This window comes from Chlorobaculum sp. MV4-Y, assembly GCF_025244685.1.
Taxonomy (GTDB): domain Bacteria; phylum Bacteroidota; class Chlorobiia; order Chlorobiales; family Chlorobiaceae; genus Chlorobaculum.
On sequence record NZ_CP104202.1, the window covers coordinates 389,577 to 404,027 of the forward strand.

16 protein-coding genes are annotated in these 14,451 nt (G+C 57.4%); 6 read left to right on the forward strand and 10 right to left on the reverse strand.

The genetic code is table 11. The annotated features are described in order from the left end of the window. Positions 1-306 precede the first annotated feature (306 nt). Positions 307-930 (forward strand): LOG family protein, encoded by a 624-nt coding sequence (locus NY406_RS01870; RefSeq protein ID WP_260534995.1) that lies wholly within the window; start codon positions 307-309, stop codon positions 928-930. A gap of 113 nt (positions 931-1,043) precedes the next feature. Further along, positions 1,044-1,334 carry a four helix bundle suffix domain-containing protein gene (locus NY406_RS01875; protein WP_260534997.1) on the forward strand — a complete coding sequence of 97 codons (291 nt, stop codon included), beginning with the start codon at positions 1,044-1,046 and terminating at the stop codon, positions 1,332-1,334. 59 nt (positions 1,335-1,393) lie between these two features. Here NY406_RS01875 and ubiE read toward each other — a convergent pair whose 3' ends face one another. Further along, positions 1,394-2,119 carry a bifunctional demethylmenaquinone methyltransferase/2-methoxy-6-polyprenyl-1,4-benzoquinol methylase UbiE gene (gene ubiE, locus NY406_RS01880; protein WP_260534999.1) on the reverse strand — a complete coding sequence of 242 codons (726 nt, stop codon included), beginning with the start codon at positions 2,117-2,119 and terminating at the stop codon, positions 1,394-1,396. Positions 2,120-2,127: 8 nt separating this feature from the next. After that, positions 2,128-2,541, reverse strand: a complete 414-nt coding sequence (hisI, locus tag NY406_RS01885; RefSeq protein ID WP_260535001.1) for a phosphoribosyl-AMP cyclohydrolase — start codon at positions 2,539-2,541, stop codon at positions 2,128-2,130. A 234-nt stretch (positions 2,542-2,775) separates the two neighbouring features. Between hisI and NY406_RS01890 the strand changes: the two genes are divergently transcribed. Then, a complete protein-coding gene (locus NY406_RS01890) occupies positions 2,776-3,867 on the forward strand; it encodes an efflux RND transporter periplasmic adaptor subunit (protein ID WP_260535003.1) in 1,092 nt (363 codons plus the stop codon). A 304-nt stretch (positions 3,868-4,171) separates the two neighbouring features. After that, the gene (locus NY406_RS01895) at positions 4,172-5,503 is read left to right on the forward strand and encodes an NYN domain-containing protein (protein ID WP_260535005.1); all 1,332 of its coding nucleotides are present in this window, start codon (positions 4,172-4,174) and stop codon (positions 5,501-5,503) included. Positions 5,504-5,658: 155 nt separating this feature from the next. Here NY406_RS01895 and NY406_RS01900 read toward each other — a convergent pair whose 3' ends face one another. From NY406_RS01900 to NY406_RS01935, 8 genes are all read right to left on the reverse strand, one after another. Then, positions 5,659-6,444 (reverse strand): sulfite exporter TauE/SafE family protein, encoded by a 786-nt coding sequence (locus NY406_RS01900; protein WP_260535007.1) that lies wholly within the window; start codon positions 6,442-6,444, stop codon positions 5,659-5,661. A gap of 93 nt (positions 6,445-6,537) precedes the next feature. Beyond that, entirely contained in the window at positions 6,538-7,260 is a 723-nt protein-coding gene (locus NY406_RS01905) for an energy-coupling factor ABC transporter ATP-binding protein (protein WP_260535009.1), read from the reverse strand. Positions 7,261-7,288: 28 nt separating this feature from the next. Next, positions 7,289-8,041, reverse strand: a complete 753-nt coding sequence (locus NY406_RS01910; RefSeq protein ID WP_260535011.1) for an energy-coupling factor transporter transmembrane component T — start codon at positions 8,039-8,041, stop codon at positions 7,289-7,291. Next, positions 8,038-9,075: an energy-coupling factor ABC transporter permease gene (locus tag NY406_RS01915; protein WP_411267084.1), complete on the reverse strand. Its 1,038-nt coding sequence runs from the start codon at positions 9,073-9,075 to the stop codon at positions 8,038-8,040. Before NY406_RS01915 ends, NY406_RS01910 begins: the two co-directional genes overlap by 4 nt. A 22-nt stretch (positions 9,076-9,097) precedes the next feature. After that, a complete protein-coding gene (locus tag NY406_RS01920; protein WP_260535015.1) occupies positions 9,098-9,922 on the reverse strand; it encodes a transporter in 825 nt (274 codons plus the stop codon). Positions 9,923-10,006: 84 nt separating this feature from the next. After that, complete coding sequence (gene nikR / locus NY406_RS01925; RefSeq protein WP_260535017.1) at positions 10,007-10,411, reverse strand: nickel-responsive transcriptional regulator NikR; 405 nt, start codon at positions 10,409-10,411, stop codon at positions 10,007-10,009. Between the two features lie 4 nt (positions 10,412-10,415). Beyond that, on the reverse strand, positions 10,416-11,867 hold the full coding sequence (gene gltA, locus NY406_RS01930; protein WP_260535019.1) for an NADPH-dependent glutamate synthase: 1,452 nt from the start codon (positions 11,865-11,867) through the stop codon (positions 10,416-10,418). Between the two features lie 121 nt (positions 11,868-11,988). Then, positions 11,989-12,834, reverse strand: a complete 846-nt coding sequence (locus NY406_RS01935; protein WP_260535021.1) for a sulfide/dihydroorotate dehydrogenase-like FAD/NAD-binding protein — start codon at positions 12,832-12,834, stop codon at positions 11,989-11,991. Positions 12,835-13,029: 195 nt separating this feature from the next. Here NY406_RS01935 and hisH point away from each other — a divergent pair, with 195 nt between their 5' ends. Together hisH and hisA are read left to right on the forward strand one after the other, a co-directional pair. Beyond that, a complete protein-coding gene (gene hisH, locus NY406_RS01940) occupies positions 13,030-13,635 on the forward strand; it encodes an imidazole glycerol phosphate synthase subunit HisH (protein WP_260535023.1) in 606 nt (201 codons plus the stop codon). A gap of 21 nt (positions 13,636-13,656) precedes the next feature. Next, the gene (gene hisA / locus NY406_RS01945; protein WP_260535025.1) at positions 13,657-14,439 is read left to right on the forward strand and encodes a 1-(5-phosphoribosyl)-5-[(5-phosphoribosylamino)methylideneamino]imidazole-4-carboxamide isomerase; all 783 of its coding nucleotides are present in this window, start codon (positions 13,657-13,659) and stop codon (positions 14,437-14,439) included. Positions 14,440-14,451 lie beyond the last annotated feature (12 nt).

The window sequence follows — 14,451 nt, forward strand, 5'->3', positions numbered from 1 at the left end:
TTAATAAAGTAACAGATTGCTGCTGTATTTTTTTTAAATCTCAAATAAGGAGGATAATATTATAAATTTATTTTCGGTTTTATTTTTTCCCCATCCTGTTGGTTCAGCCGGACCCAATCCTTTTGTTCAGTTATTCCCGCTTATGATAGTTCAAGCTCTGTATTCTATTTTTACATACAAAGCTGCTGTTATAAGAGGAAGAAATAGATGGCTAACTGTTGTTTTTACGATGATACCTGTATTTGCTGTATTTTTTTTATGTCGTTTTGAGTTTCATTTTATATGCAATGGATAAAAAAATAATTCATGGAACCGCATTATCGTGTAACCATTTTTGGGTCGGCCCGGATCAGTGAGGGGGATAAGGAGTACCGCGATGTTTATGAAATCGCTCGCGGGCTTGCTGCCGAGGGGTTTGACATTGTGACCGGCGGCGGGCCGGGGTTGATGCAGGCGGCAAATTCCGGGTCGAAAAGCGTCTCCAACGGAGGGCAGTCGATCGGGCTGAATATCAAGCTGCCGCATGAGCAGGCTCCCAATCCGTGGCTCGACATCAAGGAGGAGTTCGACCGGTTCAGCGGACGGCTCGACGCTTTCATGGCAATGTCCGACGCGGTGATCGTCGCGCCCGGCGGCATCGGGACGCTGCTCGAACTTTTCTACTCCTGGCAGCTCGTGCAGGTGCAGCACCTCTGCGAAACCCCGATCATCCTCTTCGGCGAAATCTGGACGAGCCTGCTGCTCTGGCTCGAAACCGAAGTGCTGCCGCGTCATCTGTTCGAGCGCAAGGACATGCACTCCATTTTCCACGTCATGGAAGCGTCGGCGGTGGTTGATCTCATCATTAAAATTCACAAAGCCCGGTCGGAGACAGAGCATGTTTGCCGGAATTTTAACAAGTATCGGCTTGCGATTGCCAAAAAAGAGTGAGGATGTGGGACTTTTGGGACGAGTGAGACAGGTAGGACGGGAGGATGATGATGGGATTGGGGCGGGTTTTGTATATTGCGTGCAATACCCCTGCAATTTCCAAGTGACAACAGATGGCTGGTTCAGGCGGCCCGCGCAAGTTACTGCTCCGGGAGAAAAATTCACGAGAAGCGCTGTTCGTCAGAAAGCTCTCGCGTGAGCGCGGCGTGAGTTACGAGTCGTTTCGCGAGTTCGTTGAAACCCGCCCCGCCGAAGTGGTGGCCAATATCGCGATCTGCCTGATCAACCAGGCAAGTTTTCTGCTCAAGCGCCAGCTCGAAACGCTCGAACGGCAGTTCATCGAAGCGGGCGGCATCCGCGAAAGAATGACCAAAGCCCGCCTCGATTCCCGTCAGAAAAGGTGATCCATCATCCGCTTTTCCTGTCCTACCAGTCCCACTTGTCCCAAAAGTCCCACCAAAAACTACTTCGTCGCCACGTACAGAATTGAGGTCTCGAAGGTCATCGGGAAGTACTCGGCCTTTTTGAAACCCGCGTTTTTCAGGATTTTTGTGAAGGCTTCGGCCTGAGGGAACTGCTCCACGGAGTTGGGGAGGTAGTCGTAGGCGAAGGTCGATTTGCTGAACATTCCGGCGATTTTTGGCAGGACGTTCTTGAAGTAGATTAGGTAGAGTTTTTTCATCACCGGGTTGCGCGGAATCATCGGCTCGATGATGTACGCGCAGCCGCCCGGCTTGAGCACGCGGTGGAACTCCTTCATGCCCTGTTCGAGGTTCTCGAAGTTCCGGACGCCGAAGCCTGCACTGACGACGTGGAAGCTCTTGTCGGCGAAGGGGAGCTTTTCAGCGTAACCTTCGATGAACTCGATCGACGGGTACTTTTTGCGTGCGATGGCGAGCATCTCCGGCGAGAGGTCGTAGCCGGTCACCTTCGCGCCGGGGATCTTCGCCATCGAGGCGGCCAGATCGCCCGTGCCGGTGGCGACGTCGAGAATTTTCGGCTCGCGTTCGCCTTCAACCTGCTTCCGCGCCTTTTTGGCCGCAACGACCCGCCAGTAGTTGTCGATGCCGAGGCTCAGGAGGTGGTTGAGGAAGTCGTAAGTCGGCGCGACCTCGTTGAACATGTTCCTGATCGAAGAGCGCGACTTGGTCTGTATGAGGGACTTTGCGGTCTCTTTAGAACTGCTCATCGGGGGGGTCAGCTTTGTTTGCCGTAAACCTTTTCGGGGTCGAACATCAGCGTGTCGCAAATTTCCATCGACTTGCCATCCACCGTTTTGCGGTAGAAGCAGGAGTGGTAGCCGACGTGGCAGGCGCCGCCTTTCTGCGAGACCTTGAGCAGCAGCGTGTCGCCGTCGCAGTCGATGAGAATGTCGTGCACCTCCTGCATGTTTCCCGACGATTCGCCCTTGAGCCAGAGCTTGTTGCGGCTGCGGCTCCAGTAGCAGGCTTTCTTCTTTTCGATGGTCATCTTGAGGCTTTCGAGATTCATCCAGGCCATCATCAGCACCTTGCCGGTTTCGTGATCCTGAACGATGGCGGGCACCAGCCCCTTGCTGTCGAATTTGACCGTTTCGAGAAAGCTCTTCTGCGTCTCTTGATTCTCGCCCATTGAAGCTGTAGATTAGAATTTTTAGAATTTTTTCCGTAGTGCCTGCGTTCAATTCAGCCGAAAGAGCCATCAGAAAACGCCCGGCAGGAAGATCTGTAAGATTGTTAAAAATATTGAAAAACCAAGGCTGTAACCTGGAAAAAATCACCGTCATTTCTGCGCAGTCTTTTTGAAAAACAGCCAGGCCTTATCCGGCGGGCGATTTGTAACTCTTAAATTCCATCCCTTGGCGATATGCAGAATCTGCAGAAGATGCTTCCGAAGTTCTCGATAGCGATGGCTGTTGTGTTTGCCGTGACCATCGGCTATCTGCTGACCCGGGGCAATACCGTCGATGTAGAGGCCCGGAAGATTTCGAGATCGGAACTGGTTGAAGCGGTCTATGCAACCGGTTACGTCGAGGCGGAAAACATTGCCAACCTCAGAGCCGAGTTCTCAGGGACGGTTCGCGCCATTGGCGCGCTCGAAGGGCAGCGGGTCTCGAAAGGGCAGGCGATCATCGTGTTCGACAGCGTCCAGCCGCGCCTGGCCGTCAATGAGGCGCGCGCGGCAGTGGCCGAAGAGATGGCTGCCGTTCGCGACAACGACCTTCGGCTGCAACGGAGCCGCACGCTTTTCCAGGCCGGAGCGATCTCCCGGCAGGATTTCGACGCGGCGGAACGCAACAGCACGGAGTCCCGCGAAGCGCTCCGTCAGCGCCAGATGCAGCTCAAGAGCCGTGAGGACGATCTGAAGAAGCTGGAAGTTGTTGCACCGTTCAGCGGAATTCTGACGCTTCAGAATGTCAAGGAGGGCGATTACGTCCAGTCTGGCACGCTCGTGGCGACCGTGACCGATTCATCCCGCTACCTCGTGGTGGTCGAGGTTGACGAACTTGATGTGCCGCGTCTGCGCACCGGCCTCAAGGCGGTGATTGCCTTCGACTCGATGCCCGAGAAGCGTTTCGGTGCCACCGTCGTGCGCATTGTGCCGCAGACTGACCGGGTGACGAAAACTTCGCGCGTCTATCTGAAGCTCGATGATTCGGTGGCGGCGATTCAGGGTGGTATGACCGCGACGGCCAACATCGTTTACAACACGAAAAAGGGAACGCTGCTGGTCAGCAAAAGCTCCGTGTTCGAGGAGGAGCGCCAGAGCTACGTCTGGAAAGTCGTCAAGGGTAAGCTGAAAAAGCAGCCGATTCGCACCGGTGACAGCGATCTCGTGTTCATCGAGGTGGTCAAGGGTCTCGATGCCGGGGATGTGGTTGTCACTTCGCCGCAGGAAAACTACCGCGACGGCATGGAGGCTCGGATTGTCAAAGAGTCTTCGAAGAAGCAGTTGTGATGGTCGCCATCCGGCGTTTCATTGAGCCAACCGGTTGCTGGAAGCAAGGGGCTTTCATCTTGACGTATCTTCTCTTTTTTCCGGCGATTTGCAAAGCCGGGTCGTATGAATCGAGTGTTCGTGGTTTATATTACAAAATGTGAAAAATTTCGCTGACCGCGCACTGACTTCGTTTCTACGGAAAGCGCGCCGGCGTTACACCCAATTGTCCGCATCTCCAGTGTATGAGGAGATGCCGGTTTTTCAACTACTTCTTTCCGATTCCCGACGAGGAGCTGGTGAGAGCAACGACGAGGATTTCATTATGGAGCACAGCCGGGAAACGATTGCGATGCTTATCGATGCCGACAATTCGCCGAGCGACAAAATCGATTTTGTCCTGGCCGAGATGGCCAAATATGGCGTGGTCAACATACGCCGGGCCTACGGCAACTGGAAGAGCCATTCGCTGAAGGGATGGGAGGACAAACTGCACGATTACGCCATCCGCCCGATCCAGCAGTTCGATTACACCAAGGGCAAGAACGCCACCGACATGGCGATGACCATCGACGCAATGGACCTGCTCTTTAGCAAAAAACTCGATGCCTTCTGCATCGTGTCGAGCGACAGCGATTTTACGCCGCTCGTGATGCGTATTCTCTCGGAAGGTTTGAACGTGTACGGCTTCGGGCAGAAATCGACGCCTTCGCCCTTCGTGAACGCCTGCTCGACCTTTCTCTATCTCGATTCGTTCGCTGGCGAGAAGGAGCCTGCCAAAAGCGACAGCTTCCGCCGCAAGAGCAGCCACGAGTTGCGGAGCGACGGCAAGCTGCGGACGCTGCTGCTCAACGCCGTTGACAGCGCCCAGGAGGAGGATGGCTGGTCGAATCTCGCCAAGATCGGCAAGAACATCGCCAACCAGGCGTCATTCGATCCGCGAAACTACGGCTACAAGCGACTCTCCGATCTGATTCGTTCCATCGACATGTTCGATATCGAGTTCCGCAACAACCACTCCGAACTCTACATCCGCGACAAACGCAAGGGGCGCAAACCCGAAGCGCTGCCCGCTGAAGCCCCGGCGGTAGCGCCTGTTTCGCCGGAGATTCAGCCACTCGATCTAGCCGCCCCGCAGCCTGCTGCCGCCGAGGATGTATCGACAACTCCTGTTGCAGCGGAACCCGTCGCTGAAAAGCTGGTCGCTTCGGAGCCGGAACCGCCAAAACCTGTCGCGTCAGAGCCGGAACAGGCGACGCCAACTGCGCCTGAACCAGTCAAGCCTGAAGTCGCCGCGGCCGAACCTGTTACCGTCGTTCCAATTGCCGACGAACCAGAGGCCACTGCGCCAGCCGCGCCTGAAGTGCCGGAGCCTGCCACCGCAGAGACCCCCGTCGTCAAAGCCAAGCCCGCGAAGCGCACCGTGTCCCGCTCGTCGAGATCGAGATCGAAGAGCGTCAAAGCCGCCGCGAAACCCGCCCCGTCGCCGGAACCGCCAGCGGAGATTCCCGCCGAACCAGCCCCGGAACCGGTGGCCGCCGCCGAACCCGAGCCTGTTCAGCCATCAGCCGAAGCGCCCGCACCAGAGAAAAAGCCCCGCCGCCCCGCCCGCCGCCGCCCCGCCCGCAAAAAGAGCGAAGCTGCAACTGAAGAATAGGTCGGATAGGTCGGATAGGACGTAGAGGATGGAAGAGGTGACGAGGATTTTACCAGATTTTTGATTTTGCTCTGTAGGGGCGGGTTTTATGCCCGCCCTGTTGCTTTACTATTTATTCCCTAAGGGCAAATACTCCGCCGCTTGCGGCGGGTTCTTTATTGGTGCCTCCAGACTTTGACCGCAGAAATTAGCAGGATTACCGCCAGCAGCGGGAGTAAATAGTTATCTGGAATGATGCCAAGCAAGCGCGAACCTATCCATGAACCAACAATTGAACCAGCGGCCATAATCAGAACAAACGGTTTGTTTGCTCCGAGAACGACAAAGCTGCTATCTCGGCTGTATCGAGCAAAGCTGACCAACATGGTTGGAAGACTGACGGCAAGTGAGAGACTTCCTGCCAGTTTAATATCGACTCCGAACAAGATAACAATTGTCGGAATGAGCAACTCGCCGCCCGCTACGCCAAGAAGGGCCGCAACGATTCCAATGCAAAGACCTGCAATGACGCCAGTTGTCATGAGCAAGGCGGGAGATTGAAAGAGTGCGGAACCTGTGGTGTTCGTATGGTGTCCGGTTAGGAGCACCAAAGCGATGCCGATAAGAAGCGCAGCAATCACGCGGTAGAGTGTTTCACTTCGCAAGCTTGTTGCCCAGCTTGCTCCTAACCAAGCACCGATAAGGCTGCCAGCCAACAGATTGACGATAATTTGCCAGTGCGCAAAGACGTTTTCCCATGAGATCGTTGCTGCTCTAAATGGTAACGCTGAGGCCACAACCAAAAGGCTCATGGCCTTGTTGAGGATGACGGCTTCTAATGGAGGGAACGCAAACATTCCAAGTAAGAGCGGTAAGCGGAATTCTGCACCGCCAAGGCCGATAAGTCCGCCTAATGTACCAATGCTTGCTCCGGAAAAAAAGGCTTTTATCCTGCTTTTCACGCTATATTTTTAAGGTTTTATTCAAAATGATCCTGAGAATATAATGTGCTATTTGCGATGGCGGTAATGGGAAATACAGGAAGTTTTGAACGCTTACTCCCCCAGCAATCTCAGCGGCAACTCCAGACCATTCGCTTCCAGCAACTCGCGATTCGAGAGAATTTCCTTTGTCGGGCCGTTGGCTATGATTTTTCCTTTGTTCATGATACAGACTCTCTGGCAGGTTTCCCAGATGAAATCGAGGTCGTGGGAGACGGTGAGTTTTGTGGTCGGCAAGCTGTTGACCAGGCCGATGAGCATTCGGCGGTTGCGGGGGTCGAGGTCGGAGGTGGGTTCGTCCATTACGAGCAGCTCCGGCTTCATGACGAGCACCGTCGCCAGCGCGGCGAAGCGTTTCTGACCTTGCGAGAGGTGGGCGGGGGGCTTGTCGCGCAGCTCCCAGAGGCTGAACATTCGCAGCAGTCGTTCGGCTTCGGCGTGGCTCTCCGCCTCGTTCATGCCGAGATTCGACGGGCCGAACATCACGTCATCGTAAACCCGCGCCATGAAGAGCTGGTCGTCCGGCTTCTGGAACACCAGCCCCATCATCCGCCGAATCTGCTCGACCGTTTTGCGCTCCACCGCGACGCCGCCGATTCGCGCCGATCCCGATTGCGGCAGGTGCCAGCCGTTGAGGTGACTGACGAGGGTCGATTTTCCTGCGCCGTTCGATCCGGCGATGCCTACCGATTCGCCCTTTTCGACGCGAAGATTGAGGCCGTCGAGCGCCCGGGTGCCGTCGGGGTAGGTGAATGCGAGCTGTTCGATGTCGATCAAATCGGGTACTCCTGCGAAGAAAATGCGTTCAGAAAAAGGAGCGGATCAGGCCGAAAAGCGCCGCCGCGCCTGCGATTGCAGCGAGGTCGCCAGGCTTTATCGCGATGTTTGGGCGCGTGCCCAGCGCCGCTCGGAAGCTGCGCGCGCTCATCGCCATGTAAATCCGCTCGGCCCGCGCCGTCGTGCGGATGAGCAGCGAGCCGATGAGCTTTGCCGTGACGAGTGGCCCCTTGCCGCGCTTGCCGAAGCTGCGCAGGTCGCGCGCCTTCTGCATCATTCCAGCCTCCTCGGCAAGCAGGAAGCTGTAGCGGTAAACCAGCAGCAACTGGGTGACGAAAACCTCCGGCACGCGCAGGCTCCGGAGCGCCATGCCGAAGCGGTGGAACGGCATCACCGCCATGAGCGAGAGCAGGGCGGCGAGCGTTACCACCGTTTTCAGCACGATCACCGAGGCTGAAACCGTGCCGCCGGTGATGGCCAGCCCGCCGATTGTCACGGCGGTCGAGCGGTCGAGCGCGAGGTTGCCCGCCGCCATGAAGAGGATGAAGGGCGATGCGATCACGAGGCGCTTGACGAGCGGCAGCAGTGGAATGGCGGTGGCGGTCGCCAAGAGCAGCGGAAATGCGGCGAAGGCGATCACTCCGGCGAGGTCGAACTTCGGTACGGAGATCACGAAAAGGATGAAGAGCGCGAGGATGACGATGGCCGCGCCGTCTCCGACCGGAAGCGGTCGCGGCTGCGCAGGCGCGTGCAGGGCTTCGATGTCGAAGCGATCCGTCACGAGTCCGTCGTCGTCGTTGAACTGTCGCGACGATTGCGAAGCGCGAGTCCCGCCGCTCCGGCAAGTACGAGCACCATCAGGCTGCCCGCGATGCCGGAGAGCGAGGTTCCGGGGTGAACGGGAGAAGTTTCAGACGTTTTGTCCGTTGCCGGATTGTCCGTCTGCCTGAAATCGTAATCGGGCAGAATAGCCAGTTTGTCCTGCATCGTGGCGAGAAGCTCATGAGCTTTTTCGGCGGGCGCGGCCAACTCTTCCGCGCCGGTCACTTTGCCTATCGACCACTCCAGCCCGTCCGGGTTCGACGAGGCGAACCACGAGAGCGCACCGCCAATGGCGAGCGCGGCCACGAAAAGCGTTGCTGTCACGATGTTGCCTTTCGGCGCGCGGGTTTCGGTTGCTGATCGCAGAAGCCCCGGCTCGGTCGATGCAATGAACGACAGCACGCCCCAGGTCAGCACCCCTTCGACGATGCCGATGGCTGCGTGGATCGGCAGCATGAAGAGCACGAAGGTGCCGAACGGCAAATCGGAGATGCCGGAAAGCGTGGTCTGAAGCACCACCGAAAAGGCTCCGGCGAGCAGACCGAGTGTAGCGGCGGTGATGCTCGCTGTGGCGATGCGCACCGGAGAGCTGCTGTCGCCCGCGATGGGGCGGTAGATGAAGGGCCAGGCGATGAATGCCGGGATGAAGGCCATGTTGAAAATGTTGCAGCCGAGCGCGAGCAGGCCGCCGTCGGCGAAGAAGAGCGCCTGGATCACCAGCACCGAGGCGAGCGTGATGAAGGCGCGCCACGGGCCGAGCAGCACGGCGAGCAAGAGGCCGCCGCCGATGTGCCCGCTCGAACCGGTGCCGGGGATCGTGAAGTTGATCATCTGCGCCGCGAAAACGAACGCGCCCATCACCCCCATGAGCACGGTCTTCGATCCGTCCGGTTCCGCCGGGATTTTTCTCGACGACAGGCCGATCATTCCGGCGCTGATGGCCCAGAACGCGCCGCCGACAACCGGCGAAAGCAGAGCATCTGACATGTGCATAATTTGTACTCCCGTGATTTGGTTAGAAGCGCATCGTCATGCCCGCCAGCAGCGTGGTGTCGGTTTCGGCATCATTCAGGCCACCTTTGATGCCGATGTCGAGATCGGTATTTTCGTTGACCGCGTAGATGAGGCCGCCGAGAATGTAGGCCGGATCGGTGTCAGACTCCTTGTCCGAATTGGTCTCGATGCCGAGATCGCCGACGGCCCTGAGCTTGTCGGTCACGTTCAGCTCGGCGGCCAGCGAGGCGTGCCAGATATTTTTTCTCGACGACTCGCTGGCTTCGTCGAGCTTGTATTCGTTGTGGCTGTAGCCGAGGTTGAAGTGGAAGGTGGCCAGCTTGGCTTCACGTGTCGCGATGAGCGTCACGTCGCCGGAAACCTTGCCAGTGCCGAGGCCCTTGTGTTCATCGCCAGTTGGCAGGGTGAGGCCGGGTTTGAGCGCAAGGCTGAAACCGCTGTCCGGCATTTCGTAAAAGCGCCACTTGATTTGCAGGGCGAGGTCGCCGATACCGTTTTCATCAGCCATTTTCACGCCATTCTCTTTCTCCGTGTACCACTCCCACGGCACTCCGGCGACCAGGTCGATGGTGTCCGTCAGGCCGTAGCTGATGGTTGTCGAGACGGCGCCGCCGGTGGTTTTACATGAGACTCCCGCCTCGGTTTCTTTGTCGCTTGAGGATTCAAATCCGATTTCGATCTGGCTGTGGCCTTTTCCCTGGGTGCCGGTGTCGTCCGTCTGAAGCGGCATGGCGGCAAAAAGTGGCGTCGAACAGAGCATGAGCGCCGAAGCGAGAAGGGCGGTTTTTTTCTGCATGGCGATGATGATTGTGGTTGGCGATAGCATGAAAATAAGATTTGTGCTATCGACGGGCAACAGGTAACGGCGTTGAATCGGTTGAGTGCAGAAAATGTTACGATGTTCCGACTGTCAGTCGGCGGATGAGAGGGAGAGGTCGAGATGTTTGACACCGACCAGTACCTTGAGAGCGCTGGAGAGTTTTTCGATTTCGGGGGCGTTGCCCTTGACAGCGATCACTTCGAGGCAGTTCTCGTGGTCGAGGTGCACGTGCTGGGTCGAGATGATGAGGTCGTGGAAGTCGTGCTGAATGTCGATGAGGCGGTTGACCAGCTCGCGCTTGTGGTGGTCGTAGGTCATCACGATGGCCCCGGCCACCAGGCCGCCCTCCATCCGCGTTTTGTGGAGCAGTTCGTCACGGATGAGGTCGCGGAGGGCCTCCGACCGGCTCTGGTAGCCCTGGCTCTTGATGTGCCGGTCGAAAGCCTCGATCAGTTCCCTGTCGAGCGAAATGCCGAAGCGGTAGAGGTCGCTCACGCGCTTACCACTCCTCGAAGTTTTTTGCCGTGCCGCCGAGCTTCTCGTTGATGGCCGCCGCCGCCGTGCGTCCCGCGCCCATCGCCAGAATCACCGTCGCGCCACCCGTGACGATGTCGCCGCCGGCGTAAACGTTCTCCTTGGAGGTCTGCATGGTGTTGACGTCAACGACGATGGTTTCCCGCTTGCTGACCTCGATGTCGGGCGTGGTCTGGTGGATAAGCGGGTTGGAGCCGTTGCCGATGGAGATGATCGCCATGTCGATGGGCAGGATGTACTCCGAGCCCTCGACCGGTACCGGACGGCGGCGTCCCGAATCGTCGGGCGCGCCAAGTTCCATCTTCTGGCACTTCGCGCCGGTGAGCCACGCCTTTTCGTCGCCGACGAACTCAAGCGGGGTGGTGAGCAGCAGGAACTCGATGCCCTCCTCCTTGGCGTTGTGAATCTCCTCCTCGCGGGCGGGCATCTCTTTTTCGGAGCGGCGATAGACGATGTAGGCGTGCTCCGCTCCGAGCCTCTTGGCCGTGCGGACGGCGTCCATCGCGGTGTTGCCGCCGCCGAAGACCGCGACGTTTTTGCCCTTGCAGTCGAACACCGGCGTGTCGCTGCTCTTCAGGAAGTCGTAGGCCTTCATCAAATTCACCCTCGTCAGGAACTCGTTGGCCGCGAGCACGCCGACGAGGTTCTCGCCCGGAATGCCCATGAACCATGGCAGACCGGCGCCAACGCCGATGAAGACAGCGTCGAAGCCCTCCTCCTCGATCAGCTCGTCGATGGTGATGGTTCTGCCAACCACCACGTCTGTTCTGAACTCGATGCCCATGCGGCGCAGGCCATCAAGCTCTTCGCGGACGATCTCCTTCGGCAGGCGGAACTCCGGAATGCCGTACATCAAAACACCGCCAAGTTCGTGCAGTGCCTCGAACACCACCACCTTATGGCCGTACTGGGCCAGGTCGTTGGCGCAGCTCAGGCCCGCCGGGCCGCTGCCGACAACGGCAACCTTCTTGCCAGTCGAGGGGGCGACTTTCGGATCGATCTTCTGGCCGCTGGTGCGCTCGTAATCGCCGACGAAGCGTTCGAGGTTGCCGATGGCCACCGGTTCGTGCTTCTTGCCGATGACACACATCTTCTCGCACTGGTCTTCCTGCGGGCAGACGCGGCCGCAGATTGACGGTAGCACGTTGTCCTCCTTGATCTTCCTGACCGCGCCCATGAAGTCGCCCTCGGCGATCAGTTTGATGAACTGGTCGATCTTGATGTTGACCGGGCACCCCGCGATGCAGATCGGGTCCTTGCACTGGATGCAGCGCAGGGCTTCCTGCTGCGCCTGTTCCGGGGTCAGGCCAAGGTTGACCTCCCTGAAGTTACCGACGCGCTCCACTGGATCCTGAGCGGGCATCTTCTGGCGGGGAATGGCCATGCGTTCCTTGGCTGTGATAGTACGAGCGTCCATGATTACGATTGCTGGTTTAGCGGTGAAACGGATTTTCGTGACAGTCCTGCCCGCCGGAAGTCGCTCGAAACGGCTCCGGAAGGTAGACTGCTTCTATGAAAAATGTCAGGTTGTGCAGGAATCAAGCCTGCCTGGTCAGATTGCATTCGTGAGCGAAGGTATCGTCAGCCTCCTTCTCTTCGTGCTGGTAAATCCTGTTCCTGTCGGCAAGGTTCTTGAAATCGACCTGATGGGCGTCGAACTCAGGGCCGTCGATGCAGCCGAACTTGATCTCGCCGCCGACCGTGACGCGGCAGCCGCCGCACATGCCGGTGCCGTCGATCATGATGGGGTTGAGGCTGACCACGGTTTTGATGCCGTACGGACGGGTGACGTCAGCCACCGCCTTCATCATCGGAATCGGGCCGATGGCGAGCACGAAATCGATCTTCTTGCCGGAGTCGATCAGCTCCTGGAGCTTCTGCGTGACAAAACCGTGGAAGCCGTACGAGCCGTCGTCGGTGGTGATGTACGATTCGTCGCTGACCGCCTTCATCTCATCTTCGAGGATCACGAGATCCTTCGAACGCGCGCCGTTGATGGTGATGACATAGTTGCCAGCCTCCTTGAGCGCCGCCGCTGTCGGGTAGGCGATAGCGGTGCCCACGCCGCCGCCGATACTGACTGCCGTACCGAAATTCTCGATGTGCGAGGGAGTTCCCAGCGGGCCTACAACATCGGCGATCGAGTCGCCTGCCTCCTTGCGGTTCAACTCACGTGTCGATTTGCCCGCACCCTGCGCGATGATGGTGATGGTGCCTTTTTCGGGATTCGAGTCGGCGATGGTCAGAGGAATGCGCTCGCCGTTCTCTGCGATCCTGATGATGACGAACTGGCCAGCTTTTCGCTTTTTTGCGATCCTCGGAGCCTCGATTTCGAATTTTTTAATATTTTCAGCTAAAAAAATAGCGGAAACAATCCTGTACATTGTTACTTGCGATTACTCGTGATATGTGGATTGGAATGACTTTCAGCAGGGAAGCAAGGAAGAAAGTGAAAGCCACAGAAGGAGGTATAATACGGCGAGAACTTCTTAAAAAAAGACGCGTTGACCCTTTTTCGAGGTTTCAAGCGCTTTTTTCTCCATCCGGAGGCCATCAGCAACGTTTTAATCTTTTAGTTCATGGTATTTATTGCCGACTATGGCGCCGGAAACCTCAGGTCGGTGCACAAGGCTTTCGATTATCTCGGCATCAAGGCAGTCGTCAGCGACAAGGCATCCGAGATGAGCCGTTACGATAAAGTGCTTATTCCCGGCGTCGGCGCGTTCGGCCCGGCGATGGAGGCGCTGAACCGACAGGGATTCGGCGAGGCGATCCGGGAGCATATCAACAAAGGCCGCAGTGTGCTTGGCATCTGCCTCGGCATGCAGCTCTTCCTTTCAGAAAGCGAGGAGATGGGAGCGTATAAGGGCCTCGACATCGTGCCCGGCAAGGTACTCCGTTTTACCGGCAGCACCGACAAGATTCCGCAGATCGGCTGGAACTCTGTTGATTACTGCAAGGAATCGGTACTCTTCCGCAATATTCCAGACCGGTCATATTTCTACTTCGTGCACTCTTACTATTGCCGCCCCGATGAGCCGGAAAGCGTGGCCACGACCACCTTTTTCGCCGGGAAAAATTTTTGTTCGGCCATTGAGAAAAATGGTATTTTCGCGGTACAGTTTCACCCTGAAAAAAGCTCCGAAGCGGGCTTGCAGGTGCTGAAGAATTTTGCAGAATTTTAAGTCTTTGAGGTTATACACGTTATGCTGATCATTCCAGCTATAGATATAAAGGAAGGCAAGTGCGTCCGGCTCACCAAGGGTGACTTTGCCCAGAAGAAGGTCTATCTCGACAACCCGTGCGACATGGCGGTCATCTGGCGGAAGCAGAACGCCAAGATGATCCATGTGGTTGATCTCGATGCCGCCCTGACCGGCGAGACGGTCAACTTCGAGAGGATTCGCGAGATTGTCAACGTGCTCGATATTCCGATCCAGGTCGGCGGCGGCATTCGCTCCGTCGAGGTGGTCGAGAAGTACCTCCAGATGGGCGTCAGCCGCGTGGTCATCGGCTCTGCGGCGGTTACCAATCCAGGCCTTATCGCCGAGCTGCTGAAAAAATACCGCCCCTCACAGATCGTCGTCGGCATTGACGCCGAGAACGGCGTGCCCAAGATCAAGGGGTGGACCGAGAGCAGCGCCATGCAGGATTACGAGCTTGCCGCCGAAATGAAGAAGCTCGGTGTCGAACGCATCATCTACACCGACATCACCCGAGACGGCATGTTGCAGGGAGTCGGCTACGAAACCACCAAACGCTTCGCCGAGAAGGCAGGCATGAAGGTGACCGCCTCGGGCGGCGTGACCACCTCCGATGACTTGCACAAGCTCCGCTCGCTCGAAAAGTACGGCGTCGATTCAGTCATTATCGGCAAGGCGCTCTACGAGTGCAACTTTCCGTGCCAGGAGCTGTGGTACGCCTACGAGCAGGGACTTGGCATTGACGGCGAATTCTCCACGGCACGCAAAAAAGAGTGCTGCCCCTGAAGCGGCGCATCG

Excerpts from the sequence above, each read along its gene's own strand:
- ubiE (WP_260534999.1), bottom strand. The coding sequence starts at position 2,119 with ATGAGCAGTTCTAAAGAGACCGCAAAGTCCCTCATACAGACCAAGTCG.
- gltA (WP_260535019.1), bottom strand. The coding sequence starts at position 11,867 with ATGGACGCTCGTACTATCACAGCCAAGGAACGCATGGCCATTCCCCGC.
- NY406_RS01895 (WP_260535005.1), top strand. The coding sequence starts at position 4,172 with ATGGAGCACAGCCGGGAAACGATTGCGATGCTTATCGATGCCGACAAT.
- NY406_RS01870 (WP_260534995.1), top strand. The coding sequence starts at position 307 with ATGGAACCGCATTATCGTGTAACCATTTTTGGGTCGGCCCGGATCAGT.
- NY406_RS01920 (WP_260535015.1), bottom strand. The coding sequence starts at position 9,922 with ATGCTATCGCCAACCACAATCATCATCGCCATGCAGAAAAAAACCGCC.
- NY406_RS01890 (WP_260535003.1), top strand. The coding sequence starts at position 2,776 with ATGCAGAATCTGCAGAAGATGCTTCCGAAGTTCTCGATAGCGATGGCT.
- NY406_RS01935 (WP_260535021.1), bottom strand. The coding sequence starts at position 12,834 with ATGTACAGGATTGTTTCCGCTATTTTTTTAGCTGAAAATATTAAAAAA.
- hisA (WP_260535025.1), top strand. The coding sequence starts at position 13,657 with ATGCTGATCATTCCAGCTATAGATATAAAGGAAGGCAAGTGCGTCCGG.
- NY406_RS01915 (WP_411267084.1), bottom strand. The coding sequence starts at position 9,075 with ATGCACATGTCAGATGCTCTGCTTTCGCCGGTTGTCGGCGGCGCGTTC.
- hisI (WP_260535001.1), bottom strand. The coding sequence starts at position 2,541 with ATGGGCGAGAATCAAGAGACGCAGAAGAGCTTTCTCGAAACGGTCAAA.
- hisH (WP_260535023.1), top strand. The coding sequence starts at position 13,030 with ATGGTATTTATTGCCGACTATGGCGCCGGAAACCTCAGGTCGGTGCAC.
- NY406_RS01875 (WP_260534997.1), top strand. The coding sequence starts at position 1,044 with ATGGCTGGTTCAGGCGGCCCGCGCAAGTTACTGCTCCGGGAGAAAAAT.